Below are 19,648 nucleotides of genomic sequence, written 5' to 3' on the forward strand. Positions count from 1 at the left end.
ACGCCTCTTCCACTGTCATATTTAAAACGTCATAAATATTTTTGCCCTTATATTTGACTTCAAGCGTTTCTCTGTTATACCGTTTGCCATGACACACCTCACACGGTACATAAACATCCGACAAAAAATGCATCTCAATCTTGATAATACCATCTCCGGAGCAGGCTTCGCACCGTCCGCCTTTAACATTAAAGCTGAATCTGCCTTTTTTATATCCCCGTTCTTTTGCGTCCACCGTCGATGCAAATAAATCCCGAATCATATCGAAAACACCGGTATAGGTTGCCGGATTCGATCGCGGTGTTCTTCCGATTGGAGACTGATCGATATTAATGACTTTGTCAAGCTGATCGATTCCGAGAATATCCTTATGTTTTCCCGGCCTTGATGTCCGTGAATGATTCAGATCTTTTGCCAGACGTTTGTAAAGAATCTCATTAACAAGCGAACTTTTTCCGGAACCGGACACACCGGTAACACAGGTAAATACCCCCAATGGAATATCCACATCAATATTTTTAAGATTGTTTTCACTTGCCCCCTGAATCGTCAGTTTACCGAAAGGCTCACGACGCTTTTCCGGAACCGGAATTTTCTTTTTGCCGGACAAATAAGCGGCTGTGATGGATTTTCGGCTTCGAATGAGTTCTTTCGGTGTTCCCTTTGCCACCACTTCTCCACCATGTTCGCCCGCTCCAGGTCCAATATCCACCACATAATCGGCTTCTAACATAGTATCTTCGTCATGTTCCACCACAATCAAGCTATTTCCCAAATCTCTGAGATCTTTTAATGCCTTTAAAAGTTTATCATTATCCTTCTGGTGGAGTCCGATACTCGGTTCATCCAGAATGTAAGCAACTCCCACAAGACCGGATCCGATCTGTGTTGCCAGACGGATACGCTGGGCCTCACCGCCGGAGAGCGTCCCTGTTGACCGGGACAGCATCAGATAGTCCAGACCCACATTGACAAGGAAACCGAGACGTGACCGTATCTCCTTTAAAATCTGCTGCCCGATCATCTGCTGATGCTCCGACAAGGTCAGCTGATTCATAAATTGAAGCAGCTCCACAATGGACATTTCGGTAATCTCCGCAATATTTTTATCATCAATCGTTACCGCCAGAGATTCTTTTTTCAATCGCTTGCCATCACATTCCCCGCAAGGTGTGATCATCATATAGTTTTCATATTCCTGACGTGTCACTTCAGAACTTGTCTCCCGGTAACGCCGTTCCATATTCCGGATAAGTCCCTCAAAAGTCACATCATAGACACCTTCACCTCTCATGCCCTTATAATGGACTTTTACCGTTTCTCCGTTTGTTCCATGGATTAAAATATCATGTATTGTTTTTGGATATTCACCAAAAGGAGTGTCCAGTGAAAACCCATAATGCTCTGCAAGTCCAACAAGAATCGCATTGGTAAAACTTCCCCTGGAGTTTGCCGACTGCCAGCCCATAGCTGAAATCGCACCTTCATTAATGCTCAGAGACGTATCCGGAATCAACAGTTCTTCACTGAATTCCATTTTAAAACCCAATCCTTTACATACCGGACAGGCCCCAAAAGGATTATTAAATGAAAAACTTCTCGGTTCGATCTCATCCAGACTGACACCGCAGTCCGGGCATGAAAAACTCTGACTGAACAATAAGGGTTCACCGCCGATCACATCGACTTCCACCAGTCCTTCGGCAAGTTTCATCGTTGTCTCAATTGAATCTGTGAGACGTTTCTCGATTCCCGGCTTCACTGCCAGACGATCCACAACGATCTCTATTGTATGTTTAATATTTTTTTCCAGTTTAATTTCTTCGGATAATTCGTACAGGTTCCCGTCAACCATCACCCGGACATATCCGCTCTTCTTTGCCTGCTGGAAAATCTTCACATGTTCACCTTTACGTCCGCGAACAACCGGCGCTAAAATCTGAATTTTTGTGCGTTCCGGCAGTGCCATAACCGCATCTACCATCTGATCCACGGTCTGTTTCTGAATAACTTTGCCGCACTTCGGACAATGAGGAATACCCACACGGGCATACAGCAGACGAAAATAATCGTAAATTTCAGTCACTGTTCCCACTGTCGAACGCGGATTTCGATTGGTTGACTTCTGATCGATCGAAATCGCCGGCGGCAGCCCGGAAATACTTTCCACATCCGGTTTCTCCATCTGACCGAGAAACTGACGGGCATAGGACGATAAGGATTCCATATATCGCCGCTGTCCCTCTGCATAAATCGTATCAAAAGCCAATGAAGACTTTCCGGATCCGCTCAATCCTGTAAGAACAACCAGTTCATTTCTCGGTATATCAATATCGATATTCTTCAGATTATGTTCCTTCGCTCCTCTGATCTTTATATAATCCTTTGCCATAATTACCTCTTCTTGTCTGTCTGATCTGTTGCCTCTTTCAGCATTTTTCTGGCTTCTTCGCCATTCATGGCATGCTGCTCATCTTTATCCATAATTATTAATTGCACATGCGCCCCATCTGCCTGCGCCTTAAAATCTTCCACAAGACTTTCATCTGTCGGCACAAGAAATATAATATCCATTGGTGCCTCAATCATTCGATTAAATAGTTCTTTCTGTCTCTCAATTTCTCCGAAAGCATCCAGACTATTGTAGTTATATTCATCTGATGATGCAAATGCCATATAAAATGATTCACTTTGTATAACCTGCCATTCTTCCAGATTGGACTGCTGAAGGAAACCAATATTTATTTTATCCGGCTCAACCGTAATCTTATCATCATCCTCAATTTCCGGATATTCATCTTCAATGACGTAGGCCTTATGTTCTTCTTCTGTCTGTGCCTGCCCGGATGAAAGTGCCTTGCCGCAAGCGGCAAGGCTCAATAAAATCATTATAATACTGCTGCAATATAAAAAACGTTTCATTATTTTCTTATTTCCAACAATTTATTCTTCAGATCATCTTCCATCTGGCGGAGTTCGATTTCGGCAGCACGCCGTTTTTCTCTTCCCTCGACCTGAATCTTTAAAATCTCATCCAGTGTGGAGATAAGTGATTCATTTGTCTGTTTCAAAGTTTCAATATCAACAATGCCTCTCTCTGAAGCCTTCGCTGTCTCAATGGATGCCATCTTCAATGTCTCCGCATTCTTTCTCAACAACTCATTCGTCATATCCGTCACCTGCTGCTGCGCCTTTGCCGCCTGGTTGGAATGTTCCACACCCAATGCGAGAACCATCTGGCTCTTCCATAAAGGAATCGTATTCACAACCGTAGACTGAATCTTCTCTACCATCACCGTGTTACTGCTCTGAACAAGACGTATTTGCGGTGCTGTCTGGAGGCAGATCATACGTGTAAGCTCGAGATCATGCAATTTTTTCTCAAAACGCTGACATAACTCTTCCATATCTTTTACTGCCTGGGCATCCTCCGGAAGTCCGGTTTCCTCTGCTTTTTGAATCAGGGCAGCCATCTCCTCCTGTCGAATCTTCTCAAGCTTTCTCTTACCGGCAAGAATATACATGGTCACTTCTTTAAAATAAGACAGATTCAACTCATACATCTTATCAAGAAGTGCAATATCTTTCAGCAGCGTAACCTGATGCGACTCCAGTGATTTGCAGATCTCTGTCACATTCTCCTCGGCTTTCGCATACTTTGTTTTCATTGAAGTAACTTTGTTTCCGGCTTTTTTGAAAAGACCCCCAAAAAGTCCTTTGCTCTCTTCTTCCTCATCAAAACATTTTAACTCTGTAACAACATTGCTGAGCATAGCTCCGATCTCTCCAAGATCTTTTGATCGCACATTTTCCAATGCTGCCTCTGAAAAATCCGCCATTTTTTTCTGAACACCGGCACCATAACTGAGTATGGCATTCGTATTCTTGATGTCGATCTGCTCACTGAAATTTTTAACCATTTCCCTTTCTTCAGGTGTCAGCATCGCATCATCCATCTCTTCCTCTTTTTTCTCAGGAATGATGTTAAGCTCTGCCTTTTCTTTCATATCCGGCATCTCACCAAAAACGAGTGTCGGTGTCTTCTCAACTTCCTTAAATGTTCCACTCATCTAAATCGCTCCTCACTATTTTGCACGCCTATGTAACTGCATCTCATCCTCCGTCAGTCCTTCTTTTGCCAGCATCGTATTCAGCACGGAAATATCCGTTGTAACATCCCATGCCATATCCTTATAACAGCTGTCCAAAATCTTCTCAAAAGCCTGATTCAATGTATCCAGCGTAGCTTCAATCTCTTTTTTGGTCTCTCTGATATTGTCCCCCTGAACCGGCTGCTTATCCAGTTCTCTGTATACTGTCAAAAGTTTTTCTGTCGTAGGAAGGTAATAACTCATAAACTGATGAAGTTCAGGTGCAAGGGTCGGATCTTTTTCCACCTGGGCAAAAATCTTTGAAACAATCAGCTCGAGATGACTGATCTTTATGGTCATATCCACTCCGGGAATATCATCATTACATTCCCTTATATATTCCACATACCGCTTTCCTTCAATAAGCATCTGCCGCACTTCATCCGTATATTTCGGACTGGCCATCTTTTTGGCCTCTTCATCTTCTCTTGCCTGTCGTTCCTCCATACTCTGACGTGCCGTTCTGTATTGTTCATACATGGAATCTGTAACGATCAGACATGTCCCCTGATGATCCACATGGCCCTGGAGAAACATCTTTCTCTTGATCATATCTTTAACATCTTTAAGAACAAAGGCCGGACTTTTATCTGTTTTTGACGCAAGTTCAGCAATATCGCAATACTCTCTGTCGTCCAGCACTTCCTGATATTTTCTGAATCTTTTTGCACGTTTTGACATGGTGCGTCCCCGTATCCCCACAAATAAAAGAAGTGCAAACAGCAGTATAAAAATAACCTCAAGAACGAGAATATCGACCAGACCATCCAGCAATACCAACATAATACCCAGTATAGCCGCAGCTATCCCTGTGATCGTTGCAAACAAAAAGCCGACGATCTCCATAAAGACACCTGAGAATTCGCCTCTTGGATGTGCCACAAAAAGCTTCTTTTCCATTACTTCCCGCTTCTTATATGAAACTTCATTTTTAACGTTCCGTTGTACTGCATGCTCCTCTCTCATGACTTTCTGAGAATATTGCCTTTTTGCGCGGTTCACTTCACCTGATACCTCAGATACTCCGGAACGAAATACCTCAGCCGCATCATTCACCGTCTCACGAACCGCCTTATTTAATTCCTGAAAATCATTAGAGTCGATGGCTGATTGAACAATTTTCTGTATTTGTTCTCCAAAATCGTAAAAATCATTACTTCTCATATTACGCCTCTTTACTTTACACTTAATTTCTGGAAACTTATTATTGATTATATCGAATTTTATATAAAAACACAAGCACCCTCTATAATGAAAAATACTGCCAGCCGACAAGGATATTCTCTTTGCCGACAGACAGTATTTTCATTAAATCACTGCATATATTTTTATAAGGATGCTTTAATTTTCTTATAAATACCTTCTGCATCCAGACCATATTTATGAATAAGTTCAACCGCAGGTCCGGATTCGCCATAAGTATCTTCAACACCAATCTTTGTAACTCTTGCAGGATGCTGTGCAGCCAATGTGTCACATACAGCACTTCCAAGACCGCCAATAATAGAATGTTCTTCTACTGTAAAGATGCGTCCCGTTTCTTTTGCCGCTTTAACAACAAGTGCTTCGTCCAAAGGTTTGATTGTATGAATGTTGATGACTCTTGCATGAATGCCGTCTGCTTCAAGCATCTTAGCTGCTTCAAGAGATTCATACACGCAAAGTCCTGTAGCAATGATCGTGATGTCATTGCCTTCTTTTAATGTTATACCTTTTCCTAACTCAAATGTGTAATCCGGGCGATCGTTGATCACAGGAACAGCCAGACGGCCAAATCTCAGGTAAACCGGGCCTTCATGCTCATATGCTGCATATACCGCTGCTTTTGCTTCCACATCATCGGAAGGGTTGATAACGACCATACCCGGGATCGTACGCATCAGTGCAATATCCTCATTACACTGATGTGTCGCACCATCTTCACCTACAGAAATACCTGCATGTGTTGCGCCGATCTTTACGTTAAGCTTTGGATATCCGATGGAGTTTCGGATCTGCTCAAAAGCTCTTCCTGCCGCAAACATAGCAAATGTACTTGCAAAAGGAACTTTTCCTGTAGCTGCAAGACCTGCTGCGATACCCATCATATTACCTTCAGCAATACCACAGTCGATATGACGTTCTGGATATGCTTTTTTGAAAATACTTGTCTTTGTCGCTCCTGCAAGGTCTGCATCCAAAACAATGAGATTTTCATGTTTAGCACCGAGTTCTGTCAGTGCATTGCCGTAACTGTCTCTTGTAGCTATTTTCTTTACTTCTGACACAGTGCTTCACCTACTTTCTCCAAATCTTCCATTGCAACTTTGTACTGCTCATCATTAGGAGCTGTACCATGCCAGCTTGCCTGATTCTCCATAAAGGAAACGCCTTTACCTTTTACAGTTTTTGCAATAATCGCTGTTGGCATTCCTTTTGTTTCACGTGCTTCTGCAAATGCAGCTGCAATCTGATCAAAATCGTGACCGTCAATATTAATTACATGGAAATTAAATGCTTCAAATTTTTTATCGATTGGGTATGGGGAACACACATCTGCGATGTTTCCATCAATCTGAAGTCCGTTGTTATCTACGATAACGACCAGATTATCCAGTTTGCGTGCACCGGCGAACATGGATGCCTCCCAAACCTGTCCTTCCTGAATTTCTCCGTCACCAAGAAGTGTATAAACACGATAATCTTCATTGCTTAATTTTGCAGATAAAGCCATACCTACAGCAGCGGAAATGCCCTGTCCGAGAGAACCGCTGGACATATCTACACCCGGAATATGTTTCTTATCCGGATGTCCCTGAAGATAGGAGCCCACTTTACGGAGTGTTGTCAGATCTTCCACAGGGAAAAATCCTCTGTGTGCCAAAGTGGAATAGTAGCCGGGAGCCACATGTCCTTTTGATAATACAAAACGGTCTCTGTCTGCTTTATCCGGCTGTGCAGGATCCACATTCATCTCCTCAAAATAAAGGTATGTGAAAATATCAGCTGCAGATAATGATCCTCCCGGATGACCGGACTTTGCACTGTGTACAGCGGTAACGACACCCTTGCGGATATCATTCGCCATCTTCTGAAGTTCCAATTTATTCATGATGTAACCTGCCTTTTCTTCTATGATCAATTATTCACCAAATACTGCTTTGTAATCTGCCTGAAATTTTTCAATACCCTGATCGGTCAGTGGATGTTTGATCATCTGTTCAATAACATTGTAAGGAACTGTTGCAATATCGGCTCCAGCCAGTGCACAGTCTGTTACATGCATTGGGTGACGGACACTTGCTGCGATAATTTCAGTTTCAATACCGGCAACTGCAAACATTTCAGCAATTGTACGGATCAGATCAACACCTGATGTGGAAATATCATCCAGTCTTCCAAGGAATGGAGATACATAAGTTGCACCTGCTCTGGCAGCAAGTAAGGCCTGATTTGCTGTAAAAATCAATGTAACATTTGTCTTAATTCCCTCTGCTGTAAGTGCTTTACATGCTTTAAGACCTTCTGCTGTCATAGGGATCTTAACAACCATGTTCGGATGAATTGCTGCAATTGCACGTCCTTCTGCAATCATACCTTCAGCATCTGTTGTTGTTGCTTTAACCTCACCACTGATCGGTCCGTCAACGATGGAAGCAATCTCCGCAATAACTTCTTCAAAGACACGGCCTTCCTTTGCAATTAAAGATGGATTTGTAGTAACGCCGCAAATAACTCCCATATCATTTGCTTTTTTAATATCTTCTACTTTTGCTGTGTCAATAAAAAATTTCATTAATATATACCTCCTGAAATTTGTAATAAATTTACTTGCTGTTTCTAATATAGCATACACTCAATCTTTTAGTCAATCGGTCGCGTATAGTGACGCAGCCATGATTTTTCTTCTTCGTCCAGATATGGACTTATTTTCTCATAAACCATCTCATGATATGTATTTAACTGACGGATATCTTCCGGATTAAGCCACTTTGTATCAATACCATCCAGGTCGATCGGTGCCCATGTCAGCATCTCAAACCGCATAAACTGTCCATACTGATTTTTCTCATCTTCCACACAGATCAATTCATTTTCTGTTCGTATGCCATGACTGCCTTCAATATATACCCCCGGCTCATCGGTCGTTACCATACCGGCTTCAAGAACCGCCGCATCATTACGTTCGGGTACCCTTTTCCACCGAAAACCATTCGGTGCTTCATGAACACTTAAAAGATATCCCACACCATGACCGGTTCCGCACTGATAATCAATACCGATATTCCAGAGAGGCCCTCTGGCAAGAATATCCAGATTATATCCGGTACATCCATAAAGGAATTTGGCATTTGCCAGATTCAATACAGATTTTGCCACAAGTGTAAAATGTTTTTTCTCCTCGTCAGAAATCGGTCCGAGAACAAAGGTACGGGTAATATCTGTTGTTCCCTCATAATACTGTCCGCCGGAATCCACAAGAAACATACCTTCAGGTTTTAGCAGCACATCGGTTTCAGGCGTCGCACTATAATGCATCATAGCCGCATGCTCTTTATATCCTGCAATTGTGTCAAAACTTAAATCCAGATAGGTATCGATCTTTGAACGCAATTCACCGAGATAATCCGATGCACTTATCTCCGTAATCGGCATGTTCCCCACATTTTTCTTAAGCCAGTACATGAACTTTGTCATTGCCACACCATCTTTGACATGAACCCTTTTTAAGTTTTCAAGCTCCACCTCATTTTTTATTGATTTTGGCAGCAAATAGTTATTGTCTGTTTTGATCACTGAAACACTATCCTGAACGCACTGACTTAATGCATAATTGACTTTTGAAGGGTCATACATCAGGCTTCCGTCTTCTACCGCCTCCAGATCCTTATAGACATCCATATAATCTTTTAACTCTACACCGTCTTCTCCAAGAGCCTTTCGGATATTTTCAGAAAAAGCCGAAACATCTGCATATAATCGGACTCTATCCGGCTCCACAAGGATAAATGCCAGAAAAACAGGTGTGTGCTTTACATCATCACCACGCAGATTCAAAAGCCATGCGATATCCTCAAGTGAAGCCACAAGTGCTCTGCTTCCGCCCTCTTTCTTCATATAGCTTCTCAATTCTTCCAGCTTTTGTCTCCGGCTTTTTCCTGCATATTTTTCTTCCAGAATATATACAGGCGCAGACGCCCGTTCCGGACGTTCCTGCCACAAATTTCCGGCTATGTCCTCATTCCAGAAAATACTTCCGCCCTTTTTTGAGGCAATTTCTTCATATATTCTTCCCTGTGAAAGATCCACAACCTGACCGTCAAATCCGATACTTCCGCCTTCCGGCAAATGCTCTTCCAGATATTCGGCAATCGTAGGGACTCCCTGACTGCCCATACGAAACAACTTGACCGAACTTCCTTTCAGCTGATTTTCAGCCTGTATAAAATAACGGCCGTCGGTCCACAATCCCGCCATATCCTTACCGATCAATAAGGTCCCTGCAGAACCTGTAAAGCCTGCATAATAATTTCTTACTTTATAAAAATCACTGATATACTCCGAAGCATGATCATCTGCCGTCGGTATCAGGTAAAAATCAATATTCCGTGCTCTCATCTGCTCCCGGAGTAACTTAATTCGTTCATCATACTGCATCACTTTTTTCCCTCCTGCGATCTAAAAAAATATTTTTCCTTAAAAATGGCACGCATTTGCGTGCCACTCTCATAACAACTTATTCATCTTTAGCTTCTGTCTCATCAATTGCTTCAGCTGCTTCCTCTACTGCTTCCGCAGCATCTTCAACGATTTCCTCTGCTGCTTCCGCAGCCTCTTCCATCACTTCTTCTACCGCCTCGGCAGCTTCTTCAATCACTTCTTCTGCAGCCTCTTCAGCCTCTTCGACTGGTTCTTCTTCAATTTCTGTCACATCGTCCTCAAAGACATCGTCCTCATCAAATACACTGTCTTCAACATTGCCTCTTGCTTTCGCTTCTTCGATCTGTTCTTCAACTTCCTGAATTGCGTCCAGTCCCAAATCAACTTTCTGGCACAACTGAACGATCGCATCTGAGAATTCTGCTCCCGCTTTTTTCTCTTCGTAGATCATCTTACCAATCTCAATGTAAGTTGCCTTTAATTCATTCGTCAATGAATTCTTTTTTAAACGTAATTTCTGAATACTTACGAACTGTTCCGATTTTTCACATACTGTTTTCGTTACATCACAAATCCCCTGTTTTAAATCATCAAAAAATGCCATCTTTGTACCTCCTGTTGTTTTTCTTCTATTTTAACGCAAAACCCTTAAACTTTCAAAGGTATTTTTCAAATTCATTGCACCATATCCCCAGCCCTGATTCGGATATTCTTCATTTTGCTTCTGCACAGCTCCCTGAATTAAAAGCCTTCGTATATCATTTCCATCCATATTCAGAATAATAACGTTTAAAAGCCCCCATTCAAAAAGAAGTGCCGCCGCACCAGCTGCATGAGCCGCTGAAATACTGGACCCCGTCCTTCGTTCATATCTTCCTCCGGGTACCGGACCAAATACATTCACCCCGGGTGCCGCCACATCCGGTTTAACAAATCCCGAAGCCGTATAGCCCCGACTGGAAGTGACATAAAGGCTGTCATTATAATGGCTGTAATTGGCAGTCACGACCGTGGAACTGGTCGTTGCGGCAGATGTCAGTGTAATATTCGGATCCGGGCTCAAAAAATAAGTCGTCTCTTCTATAAACTTCTCCATAGGAAGCCATATATTAAACCCGCCATTTAAAATGCGGTCACCAAATACCCGTATCGTCCATATTCCCGGCGTCGGATTCCGAAACTGTATCACACTCAGAAAGTTTCCGCCCGGAAGTCCTGCGGAACGATCCGCAATATATATTTCCGTATCCTCAAACAGAAGTTTCACCCTCTGGGACTGACCAAGCCGCGACTGGCTTCTGGCGATCCGCTCACCTTCCGGCGAAACGATCTCTACCGAAAAAACATCGGATGAACCGCCCCAGAGTTCCATCTGAAATCCTCTCTCAGACGCACCGACTTTTAACTCCACTGTTTGAGAATCATCTCTGGACGGAATAAATCCGGAATAATGATGGGCCTTTCCCAGTTCATTACCTCCGGCCACAACAACACATACGCCGGTCACATTGTTGACCGCATTCAGATACTGGCTCAGATTCGATGTGCCTTCATGACTGTTGAGCGTATTTCCAAGCCCCAGACAGATGACCGCGGGCATCTGATATTCCAGCGCCTTCTGTAAAACATACTCAACCGCCATAAAAATATCTGTTTCCTGGTAAGCCGATGCCCCTTCTTTTATAACATAATAGTCTCTCAAATATTCTTTTGCCGGTTTCAGCTTAACCGCAACAATCGATGCCTCCGGTGCCGCACCGATAAAATCCTCAGATACATCTTCACTTCCCGCCATGATCCCAGCAAGAAATGTTCCATGTCCGTCTTCATCTGTTGACGGGACACTCGAATAAGGATCATCCGAAGCCAATGCCTGATTAATGACATCTCTCGTATATTCCGTTCCATAAGGAAAACGCTCCATAATCTCATCTGTCTGAATCGTCTGATCCCAGAGAGCCAATATGCGTGTTCCACCATTTTGAAAACGAAAGGCCGGATGGGTATAATCAATTCCCGAGTCAATGAGCCCTACCATTACTCCATTACCGCGAAATCCTCCGGCCGGTGCATAATGTGTCGGTAAAATGCCGCTCTGCTCCATGCTCGTACTGTCAAGATTCCCGAGTAATTCAGGGATAATGCTGTAGGGATAATTTTCATATACCGTTATCCTGTTGGCAGGAAGGGGCTTATGCATAATCAGAAAATTGCTGTTTACGATCTCATAGCAACTGGGCTCATATACTCCCACAGTCACATCCACATTACCGCCATAGGCAACAATAAAATCTGCGTAATCCTGGGACAAAATAATATCCCGGCATCTGAGCTGCTCCTCTGAAGGAGGCATAAAATCACCTCAGAATATTCTATCATCCTATTCTATGAGAGCTGCAGCTTCTTTATTCTCCAAAGCATAGACTCCTCGCATTTCAATAAGCGGACCGCCTGTATTCTCCACATACTCTTCTGTAATGGTGACACGGCCGATATTATCATCCTTCGGTATCTGATACATAATTTCTAACATTAACTCTTCGATGATCGCACGAAGTGCCCGGGCGCCTGTCTTTTTCTTGATCGCTTTTCTTGCGATCGCTTCTAACGCCCCATCGTCAAATTGAAGATCCACTTCATCCAATGCAAGCAGTTTCTGGTACTGTTTGATAATGGCATTTTTAGGCTCTTTTAAAATCTTAACAAGTGCATCCTGATCCAGGCCCTTCAGTGTAAAGATCACCGGAAGACGTCCGATAAACTCAGGAATCATTCCAAATTCTCTCAGATCCTCAATCGTTACCTGACTCATAATGTCCGGATCATTGTCATGAGCATCTTTCAAATCCGCTCCAAAACCCATCAAACTGGATTTATTCAGCCGGGATTTTATAATGCTCTCTAATTCAGGAAAGGCCCCGCCGCAGATAAATAAAATATTTCGCGTATTGACTGTTGTCAGAGGAACCATAGCATTTTTGCTTGTCGCTCCTACCGGCACTTCCACATCACTGCCTTCCAGCAGTTTTAAAAGCCCCTGCTGAACGGATTCACCGCTCACATCCCGGCTCATCGTATTTTTCTTCTTGGCAATCTTATCAATTTCATCAATGAAAATGATTCCCTGTTCCGCTTTCTCCACATCGTTATCCGCTGCCGCAAGAAGCTTTGAAACAACACTCTCAATGTCATCTCCGATATACCCCGCTTCCGTCAGGGAAGTGGCGTCTGCAATTGCCAGCGGCACATCCAGTAATCTTGCCAGAGTACGTACAAGATAGGTCTTTCCGCATCCGGTAGGTCCGATCATCAACATATTGGATTTTTCTATTTCAATTTCATCCATTGTATTCGTAGCTACACGTTTATAATGATTGTATACGGCTACAGACATAACTTTTTTAGCATAGTCCTGACCGATCACATAATCATCCAGACGGGCTTTGATCTGATGCGGTGCCATAATCTTCTTCAAATCAATTGCCGGTTTTTGTTCATCCTTCGGCTTTTTCTTTTTAAGGCGCTGGCTTTTCGGTATGGAATCTCCGATATTCCCAGGGAATATCTGGAAATTCATGTTCTTCATAATATCTTCATAATTAATCGGTGTACTATTCATCATAGAAAAACTTTTTTCCATACAGTCCGGGCAAATACAAATATTCTCCATCGGAAGATGAATAAGCTTTCCTGCCACACTCTCAGGTCTGCGGCACATATAACATATATCCTCATAATCATCTTTTTTTGTTTTCTTTACTTCATCGTCAACTTCTCTGTAATCAGGCATAAATTACCTCCCCGTTTTTCCCTCTTTTTTTATAGCACAAAAGGGAAAGCGTAACTTCTAGCTGCGCTTCCCTTACAATTTCAACTTTTTCTCCTGTTATTCCTGAGCATCCGACTTAGAACCGAGAATCGTCTTAAGTTCTCCTTCCGCAAATGAACCGTCTCTGGATTGTCTCTGAATCGTTATAGTTACTTCGTCTCCCGGCATGCATTCTGCAAGTTTTTCCTGAAGCTCTTCCATCGTCGAAATCGCTTCGCCATTAAATCCGGTAATAATATCTCCCTGTTCAAGTCCTGCTCTCTGAGCTGCCGATCCTCTCATGACCATGCTGACATATACACCGGCCGGATATCCATACTTCTCGGCTGAAGCTTCATCCATCGTTCCGCCTGTAATACCAAGATAGGCTGTATTCTCGTCTGTCTTCGGTACGATTGTTCCGTCAATAATACCCTGAGCTGTTTCAAGAGCCGAATTGATCGGTATTGCAAATCCCATACCTTCAACCTGTGTATCGGAATATTTTACAGTGTTTACTCCGATCACTTCACCTCTTGTATTCAAAAGGGCTCCGCCACTGTTGCCCGGATTGATAGCTGCATCTGTCTGAATCAGTGTGACAACTCCGTCTGTCATCTGGACTTCACGATTCACAGCACTGATCGAACCTGTTGTGACAGACTGTCCATATCCCAATGCGTTGCCGATTGCAATGGCTCCGTTGCCGACCTTAAGGTCATCGGAATCCCCCATCACTGCTGCCGCAATATTGGACTTTGTATCCTGGGATAAAGCTGTATAGTCAACGGTAATAACCGCAATATCTGCATCCTCATCATACCCTCTGACCTGTGCATCCGCCTGACTTCCGTCATTAAATGTTACGTTGATACTTGTTGAATCCTGAATAACATGATAATTTGTCATCACATAAAGTGTACCGTCAGACTCACTCATAATGATACCAGATCCGGCACCGCTGCCTTCCTGTGAATAGGTCTGCCCGAAAAAGGAACTCGTTGTGACAACCTTAGTGTTTACCGCAACAATAGACGGCATGCACTGTTCCACAATATCCGACACATCCGTACCTTCGATCGTCTTCACATCTATTGATGAAGTACGCACAATATTCACATTCATTCCTGTTCCGGATGTACCATTGCTCTTATTCAGCATGCCTGTTGCCTTACTAATACCGAAAAATGCACCGCCTGCCGTCAATCCGAAGACCAGTCCAAGACATGCCGCTTTCGCTACTTTCTTTCCAAAACCGCTCTTTCTCTTCCTGACCGGGCGTTCAGGTTCCGGAATATCAAATGGCGTATACCGTCTCTCTTCCTCCTGAGATGTCTGGTAATAACTATAGTCATTCGACTGCTGCTCTGTTCTATTCTCATGTTCATCATGGCAATCATAAAAATCACTCATAAAGATTCCTCCGTTCTCTTTATCTATGTCGACATTCTATCAATCAATTGTGATTCAATTGTGATTCAATTGTGATTCAATTGTGAATTTTCACTTTTTCGACCTTATTTTCGAAAAATGATCAGTTTGCTGAACACGTAATTCAAAATGACCACGACAACCTGCGTAATAAACTTGGCAACAGCATCTGAAATTCCAATCATATCTACACTGATAAACATAATTGCCATGTCCATGACGCCTGACAAAAGGCGACATCCTACAAATGTCGACATTTCTCTTATAATCGAAGAAAATCCATGTACCTTACTTTTGAACACCCAGGTGCGGTTTGTAACATAGGCAAAAGCTACAGCGGCCGCCCAGGATAATGCATTGGCGACCAGATAATTCAGATCAAATATACTGGTACAGGCAAAATAGACAACAAAATTTACGACGGTTGCCAGCACACCAAAAAACAAATACGAAATGACTTCTTTGTACATTTCCATCAATTTCTTTATCATCCTGTAACCTCTTTCATTTTAAATTGTATCTTATACATTATATATAATTTTAGAGAGAATGACAAGTTTCTATTTTGCTGCCCCTCTCTGTTTTCTTTACCTGAATTTTTTGTTCGATCTGCTCCTTAAGTTCACTGACATGAGAAATGATTCCCACAAGGCATACATCACCTGTCAGTTCATTTAATACTCTGACTGCATGGTTTCTGGCATTTTCATCAAGACTTCCGAATCCTTCATCGATAAACAGCGTATCCACATGAATTTTGCCCGCTTCACGCTGTATAACATCTGCCATGCCAAGTGCCAATGACAGAGCAGCCATAAAAGATTCGCCGCCTGAGAGTGTTTTCACATCACGGATCTGATCATTGACCAGACTGTAAACATCAAGATCCAGCCCCGACTCCCCTCTTTTTCCAAGATTTTCTATATCGCGGCACTCCAAAAGAAACTGCTGCCCGCTCATATTGGCCAGACGCACATTAGCTGCCTTAACCATCTCTTTAAAATAGCGTCTCTGCATATAAGTCTGAAAATCGATTTTGGCCGTTCCGGTCAATTCTCCATTGGCTGTCCGGCTCAACTGGGACACCACTTTAAACAATGCCTGCTGTTCATTATAAATATGAAGCATTGATTTTAAATGCGTATAGATTCTTTTATTTGACTGATGCAGACTGTAAATCTTCTTTTCTTCTCTCTGATATGAGACTTTTACTGTCTCAAGCCGCTCAACGGATGTTGTATCCGGCCATCCGCCTTCCTCTAAAAATGCCTCATATACAGACTGGAACTCTCCTTTCAAATTTTCTTCCGAAATTTGCTGTTCTTTTCTTTCCGTAAGCTGGCCTTTTTTGAACTGAAGATTTTTTCGCTCCTCTCTCAGCTTATTTTCTTCCCGTTCTATCCCGGCTTTCATGTCATCCAACTCTTTTTTCAGCAATTCTTCATGACCTTTTGCCTCTTCTTTTGATGTGTAGGTCAGATTTTTCTGCAGCTTATCCAGACTTTGTTCCTGACTTTTCTTCATAGCCGAAATCTCCATTCTTTTTTGAAGCTGCAGGGTGTAGACACTTTGAATCTTCTGCAAATCCTCTTCCAATTCTTTTAACCGAACACCGTTTTTTTCGAATTGGTGCTGATCTGCTTTTAATCTATTCCATTTTTTCTCTGCATTTATACTAAGATTTTTTATTTCAGATGCCCTTTCCTCAATATTATTCCAGAAGTTATCGTCTGGATTTGTTTTTCCTGCATCTTCCATCCACTCGAAAGCTTCTGCTGAAATCCGGCTTCTCAACTGTATAGACTTTTCCGATATCTTTGAGAGCATATGCTGTATTTCGTTCACATCTTTCTCTGCCTGCTCTCTGTTTTTTTTCGCAGTTTCAACCGTCTCACGATCCACAATGGCTTCATCAGAACCCGGCAATTTCAAATTCGGATGATGAAGGGATCCGCACACCGGGCAAGGCATCCCCTCCTTAAGATCCTTCGCCATCAGACCTGCCTGAGAAGCAATAAACTGCTCATATATGTGATCATAATAAGATGATGCTTCTCGATAGATTTTCAGGCTCTGCTCAACTTTTAAAGCAGCGTCCTTCTCTTTTTTCTGAAGCTTTCTCCATTCCGGCTTTTTGTCTAATAAACTTTGTGCCCGAGAAACCATTTCCCTATATCGGGTCACATCCTGTCCGGCCTTTAAAACTTCCACAGCGCTGTCCTTTAATTTTTCCTGCTCACTTCTTAAATTCGCCTGCTCCTGCTCTTTTTGACATTTTTCCGCTTCCAGCTGTTTTATACTCAACTCCAGTTTTTTACTGGATCTGCACAAATTGTCATACTTTTCTTTTTCTTCCTCCAACTGATCATAAGACGACATTTCATGCTGAAGCAATACAAGTTCATTCTGCTTCTTTTTTCCCCTGATGTCACAGGATTTCTGTAAATCCTCAAAGCTCTTTTCTTTTTCCAGGATACGTTCTCTGTCTTCATCAATTTTACATTCGAGATCTTTAATTTCTCTTAAAATCCCATCAATATTGTTTCTCTTTTCTTCCAGCTTTCGTCCGGCTTCTATTCCTTTTTCAAGCCTCTCAATGGATTTTTCAAGCAGCTTCTCTTTTTTCAGATCTTCCTCGTTCATTGCGCTCAATATGCACAGCATTTCCTCATTATCAATATTCGAAAATTTTCCTTTTTCCTGCCATATTTCCCAATAACTGTTTTCCGGACGACATGAAATATTCTCTATATCCTGAACACAACGGATGCGTATATTTTCAAGCTGCCCGGACAATTGTCTTTCCTGTTCTTTAAGCTTTGCCTGCACATGCCAGTAAATCTGTGTAGGAAATATCCGTGAAAAAATTTCTTTTCTTTCCTTTGATGTCGCCAGCAAAAGCTTCATAAAATCGCCCTGTGAAATCATAGACACCTGGCTGAACTGATCCATATCCATGCCGATAATTTCTATGATCTTCTGATCGGTTTCTTTCATTTTCCCCGGAAATTGTGTCTCGTCGGGCATTATAAGTTCAACCTTTGCGGCAACTTTTGTCAACGCATATTCTCCATATTTATTCTTACGTCGGCTTCTTCGAAACCAGTTCGGATTTCTTCGAATTTTATAAATCTTTCCCGCTTCATTGAAATGAAATTCCACATAGGTTTCATCCGTATCTTTTGCATACTGGCTGCGCATCATATCGCCGTCACGTCTTCTCCCGCTTGTCTGACCGTAAAGTGCATAAGAAATACCGTCAAAAATCGTTGTTTTTCCTGCTCCCGTATCCCCTGTAATCAAAAAAAGACCATCGTGCAGCTTATCAAATTCTATACATTCCACTCCACCGTAAGAACCAAATGCAGACATTATCAACTTTATCGGTCTCATTGTGTCTCCTCCATAAGTTCATCAAAAACTTTTGACATTAATTTTTCTTCCTCATCCGACAAAGGAACTTTATTCATATCTTCATAAAAAGAGACAAAGGCTTCAAATGGCGTCATTTTTTTCATCTCTTCTTCCGAAAATGAAAGTCGCTCTCGCGTCCTTGCATTATCCACACGGATTTCCAAAAGATATTCATATTTTTCTCTGAGCTGCTCTTTCATACGATAAGGCTCAGCCTCATCGGTCACCGTCACACTCACGAAATCCTGAATCCGCTCTTCAGGATCCTTCTCCAGAATATCTTCCAGACTTCCTCGTACTCTCCGAATATCCTGCATCGGACAAAGTGGAAGTAATTCAATCACGGCTTCTTTTCCCTTTTCACCCAATGTGATCATAGAAACCGACTTTTTATGTTTTTCCTCACTGACAGAATATTTCAGCGGAGAACCGGAATACCGGATATAATTTTCCTTTATCTTCTGAGGTCCGTGAAGATGCCCGAGAGCCGCATAATCAAAATCTTTTAAGACGGATATGTCAATACGATCCAGTCCGCCCACAGACAAAAGAACCTGTTCTGAATCACAGGTTGCCGTCTCCCATCCCTGACTTTGATAAAATTGATGGGAAACAATAACATTTCTCTGTGACCGGTCAATTTCTTCCCTCTCGATCAGCAGACGCACCGCTGTTTCATAATCCGGTATGTCCTGATCTTTAAACAGATGACGCACGTATCCCGGCTTTGTAAATGGAAGAAGATAAATATTGACCGGACCAAATTCATCCTCAAACACAATCTTTTTCAAATGTTCTTCCGCTTTTTGCGGCGGCATTACGGATATATAAATCTGATGCCTTTCCAAAAAAGTACTGGCATAATTCAATCTTTCCGGCGAATCATGATTTCCGGCAATCATACACACCGGAACGGCCGGTGTCAGCTCGGATACATCATTCAAAAATGCGTCGAATAACGTATAAGACTCACCGGATGGCATAGATTTATCAAAAATATCTCCCGCAATGATCAGAACATCCGGTTTATGTTCACGCATCATTTGAATGATCTGATGAAACATAGCTTTCTGATTTTCTTTCAGACTATAGTAATTCAACTGTTTTCCGATGTGAAGATCGGATATGTGAAAAATTTTCACTCTGCACCTCCATATTTTTTCGGATAGAAAAAAGGCTGCAGAACCCACATTTCTTTTATTCC

Annotated in this window: 15 protein-coding genes; all 15 read right to left on the minus strand. The window is 42.4% G+C overall.

The genetic code is table 11. The features are described 5' to 3' along the window. On the minus strand, window positions 1-2,392 hold a 2,392-nt coding region (uvrA, locus tag QZZ35_RS01105), incomplete at its 3' end, for an excinuclease ABC subunit UvrA (RefSeq protein ID WP_291235766.1). Between the two features lie 2 nt (window positions 2,393-2,394). Beyond that, a complete protein-coding gene (locus QZZ35_RS01110) occupies window positions 2,395-2,889 on the minus strand; it encodes a hypothetical protein (RefSeq protein ID WP_291235767.1) in 495 nt (164 codons plus the stop codon). Between the two features lie 32 nt (window positions 2,890-2,921). Continuing rightward, window positions 2,922-4,070: a toxic anion resistance protein gene (locus tag QZZ35_RS01115; protein WP_291235768.1), complete on the minus strand. Its 1,149-nt coding sequence runs from the start codon at window positions 4,068-4,070 to the stop codon at window positions 2,922-2,924. Between the two features lie 15 nt (window positions 4,071-4,085). Next, the gene (locus tag QZZ35_RS01120; protein ID WP_291235769.1) at window positions 4,086-5,315 is read right to left on the minus strand and encodes a 5-bromo-4-chloroindolyl phosphate hydrolysis family protein; all 1,230 of its coding nucleotides are present in this window, start codon (window positions 5,313-5,315) and stop codon (window positions 4,086-4,088) included. A gap of 164 nt (window positions 5,316-5,479) precedes the next feature. Beyond that, window positions 5,480-6,418, minus strand: a complete 939-nt coding sequence (locus QZZ35_RS01125; protein ID WP_291235770.1) for a transketolase family protein — start codon at window positions 6,416-6,418, stop codon at window positions 5,480-5,482. Further along, entirely contained in the window at window positions 6,406-7,242 is an 837-nt protein-coding gene (locus QZZ35_RS01130; RefSeq protein ID WP_291235771.1) for a transketolase, read from the minus strand. The genes QZZ35_RS01125 and QZZ35_RS01130 overlap by 13 nt, the downstream gene beginning before the upstream one ends. Before the next feature lie 30 nt (window positions 7,243-7,272). Continuing rightward, complete coding sequence (fsa, locus tag QZZ35_RS01135; RefSeq protein WP_291235772.1) at window positions 7,273-7,926, minus strand: fructose-6-phosphate aldolase; 654 nt, start codon at window positions 7,924-7,926, stop codon at window positions 7,273-7,275. A 68-nt stretch (window positions 7,927-7,994) separates the two neighbouring features. Beyond that, a complete protein-coding gene (locus QZZ35_RS01140) occupies window positions 7,995-9,788 on the minus strand; it encodes an aminopeptidase P family protein (RefSeq protein WP_291235773.1) in 1,794 nt (597 codons plus the stop codon). Between the two features lie 79 nt (window positions 9,789-9,867). Further along, on the minus strand, window positions 9,868-10,395 hold the full coding sequence (locus tag QZZ35_RS01145; RefSeq protein ID WP_291235774.1) for a hypothetical protein: 528 nt from the start codon (window positions 10,393-10,395) through the stop codon (window positions 9,868-9,870). 30 nt (window positions 10,396-10,425) lie between these two features. Next, window positions 10,426-12,144: a S8 family peptidase gene (locus QZZ35_RS01150; protein WP_291235775.1), complete on the minus strand. Its 1,719-nt coding sequence runs from the start codon at window positions 12,142-12,144 to the stop codon at window positions 10,426-10,428. A 27-nt stretch (window positions 12,145-12,171) separates the two neighbouring features. Then, window positions 12,172-13,581, minus strand: coding sequence for an ATP-dependent Clp protease ATP-binding subunit ClpX (gene clpX / locus QZZ35_RS01155; protein ID WP_291235776.1), 1,410 nt, complete (start codon window positions 13,579-13,581; stop codon window positions 12,172-12,174). Between the two features lie 96 nt (window positions 13,582-13,677). Further along, window positions 13,678-15,012, minus strand: coding sequence for a S1C family serine protease (locus QZZ35_RS01160; protein WP_291235777.1), 1,335 nt, complete (start codon window positions 15,010-15,012; stop codon window positions 13,678-13,680). 104 nt (window positions 15,013-15,116) lie between these two features. Beyond that, window positions 15,117-15,521, minus strand: coding sequence for a GtrA family protein (locus tag QZZ35_RS01165; protein WP_291234686.1), 405 nt, complete (start codon window positions 15,519-15,521; stop codon window positions 15,117-15,119). Window positions 15,522-15,570: 49 nt separating this feature from the next. Continuing rightward, a complete protein-coding gene (locus QZZ35_RS01170) occupies window positions 15,571-18,423 on the minus strand; it encodes an SbcC/MukB-like Walker B domain-containing protein (protein ID WP_291235778.1) in 2,853 nt (950 codons plus the stop codon). Further along, window positions 18,420-19,586: an exonuclease SbcCD subunit D gene (locus QZZ35_RS01175; RefSeq protein ID WP_291235779.1), complete on the minus strand. Its 1,167-nt coding sequence runs from the start codon at window positions 19,584-19,586 to the stop codon at window positions 18,420-18,422. The genes QZZ35_RS01170 and QZZ35_RS01175 overlap by 4 nt, the downstream gene beginning before the upstream one ends. Between the last annotated feature and the right edge of the window lie 62 nt (window positions 19,587-19,648).

The organism is Frisingicoccus sp., from assembly GCA_016298055.1.
In the GTDB taxonomy this organism is placed as follows: Bacteria; Bacillota; Clostridia; order Lachnospirales; family Lachnospiraceae; genus Frisingicoccus.

What these genes read in the sequence shown, in the direction of transcription:
- QZZ35_RS01110 (WP_291235767.1), bottom strand. Translation starts at nt 2,889, where the DNA reads ATGATTTTATTGAGCCTTGCCGCTTGCGGCAAGGCACTTTCATCCGGG.
- QZZ35_RS01115 (WP_291235768.1), bottom strand. Translation starts at nt 4,070, where the DNA reads ATGAGTGGAACATTTAAGGAAGTTGAGAAGACACCGACACTCGTTTTT.
- QZZ35_RS01120 (WP_291235769.1), bottom strand. Translation starts at nt 5,315, where the DNA reads ATGAGAAGTAATGATTTTTACGATTTTGGAGAACAAATACAGAAAATT.
- QZZ35_RS01130 (WP_291235771.1), bottom strand. Translation starts at nt 7,242, where the DNA reads ATGAATAAATTGGAACTTCAGAAGATGGCGAATGATATCCGCAAGGGT.
- fsa (WP_291235772.1), bottom strand. Translation starts at nt 7,926, where the DNA reads ATGAAATTTTTTATTGACACAGCAAAAGTAGAAGATATTAAAAAAGCA.
- QZZ35_RS01140 (WP_291235773.1), bottom strand. Translation starts at nt 9,788, where the DNA reads ATGCAGTATGATGAACGAATTAAGTTACTCCGGGAGCAGATGAGAGCA.
- QZZ35_RS01145 (WP_291235774.1), bottom strand. Translation starts at nt 10,395, where the DNA reads ATGGCATTTTTTGATGATTTAAAACAGGGGATTTGTGATGTAACGAAA.
- QZZ35_RS01150 (WP_291235775.1), bottom strand. Translation starts at nt 12,144, where the DNA reads ATGCCTCCTTCAGAGGAGCAGCTCAGATGCCGGGATATTATTTTGTCC.
- clpX (WP_291235776.1), bottom strand. Translation starts at nt 13,581, where the DNA reads ATGCCTGATTACAGAGAAGTTGACGATGAAGTAAAGAAAACAAAAAAA.
- QZZ35_RS01160 (WP_291235777.1), bottom strand. Translation starts at nt 15,012, where the DNA reads ATGAGTGATTTTTATGATTGCCATGATGAACATGAGAATAGAACAGAG.
- QZZ35_RS01165 (WP_291234686.1), bottom strand. Translation starts at nt 15,521, where the DNA reads ATGATAAAGAAATTGATGGAAATGTACAAAGAAGTCATTTCGTATTTG.
- QZZ35_RS01170 (WP_291235778.1), bottom strand. Translation starts at nt 18,423, where the DNA reads ATGAGACCGATAAAGTTGATAATGTCTGCATTTGGTTCTTACGGTGGA.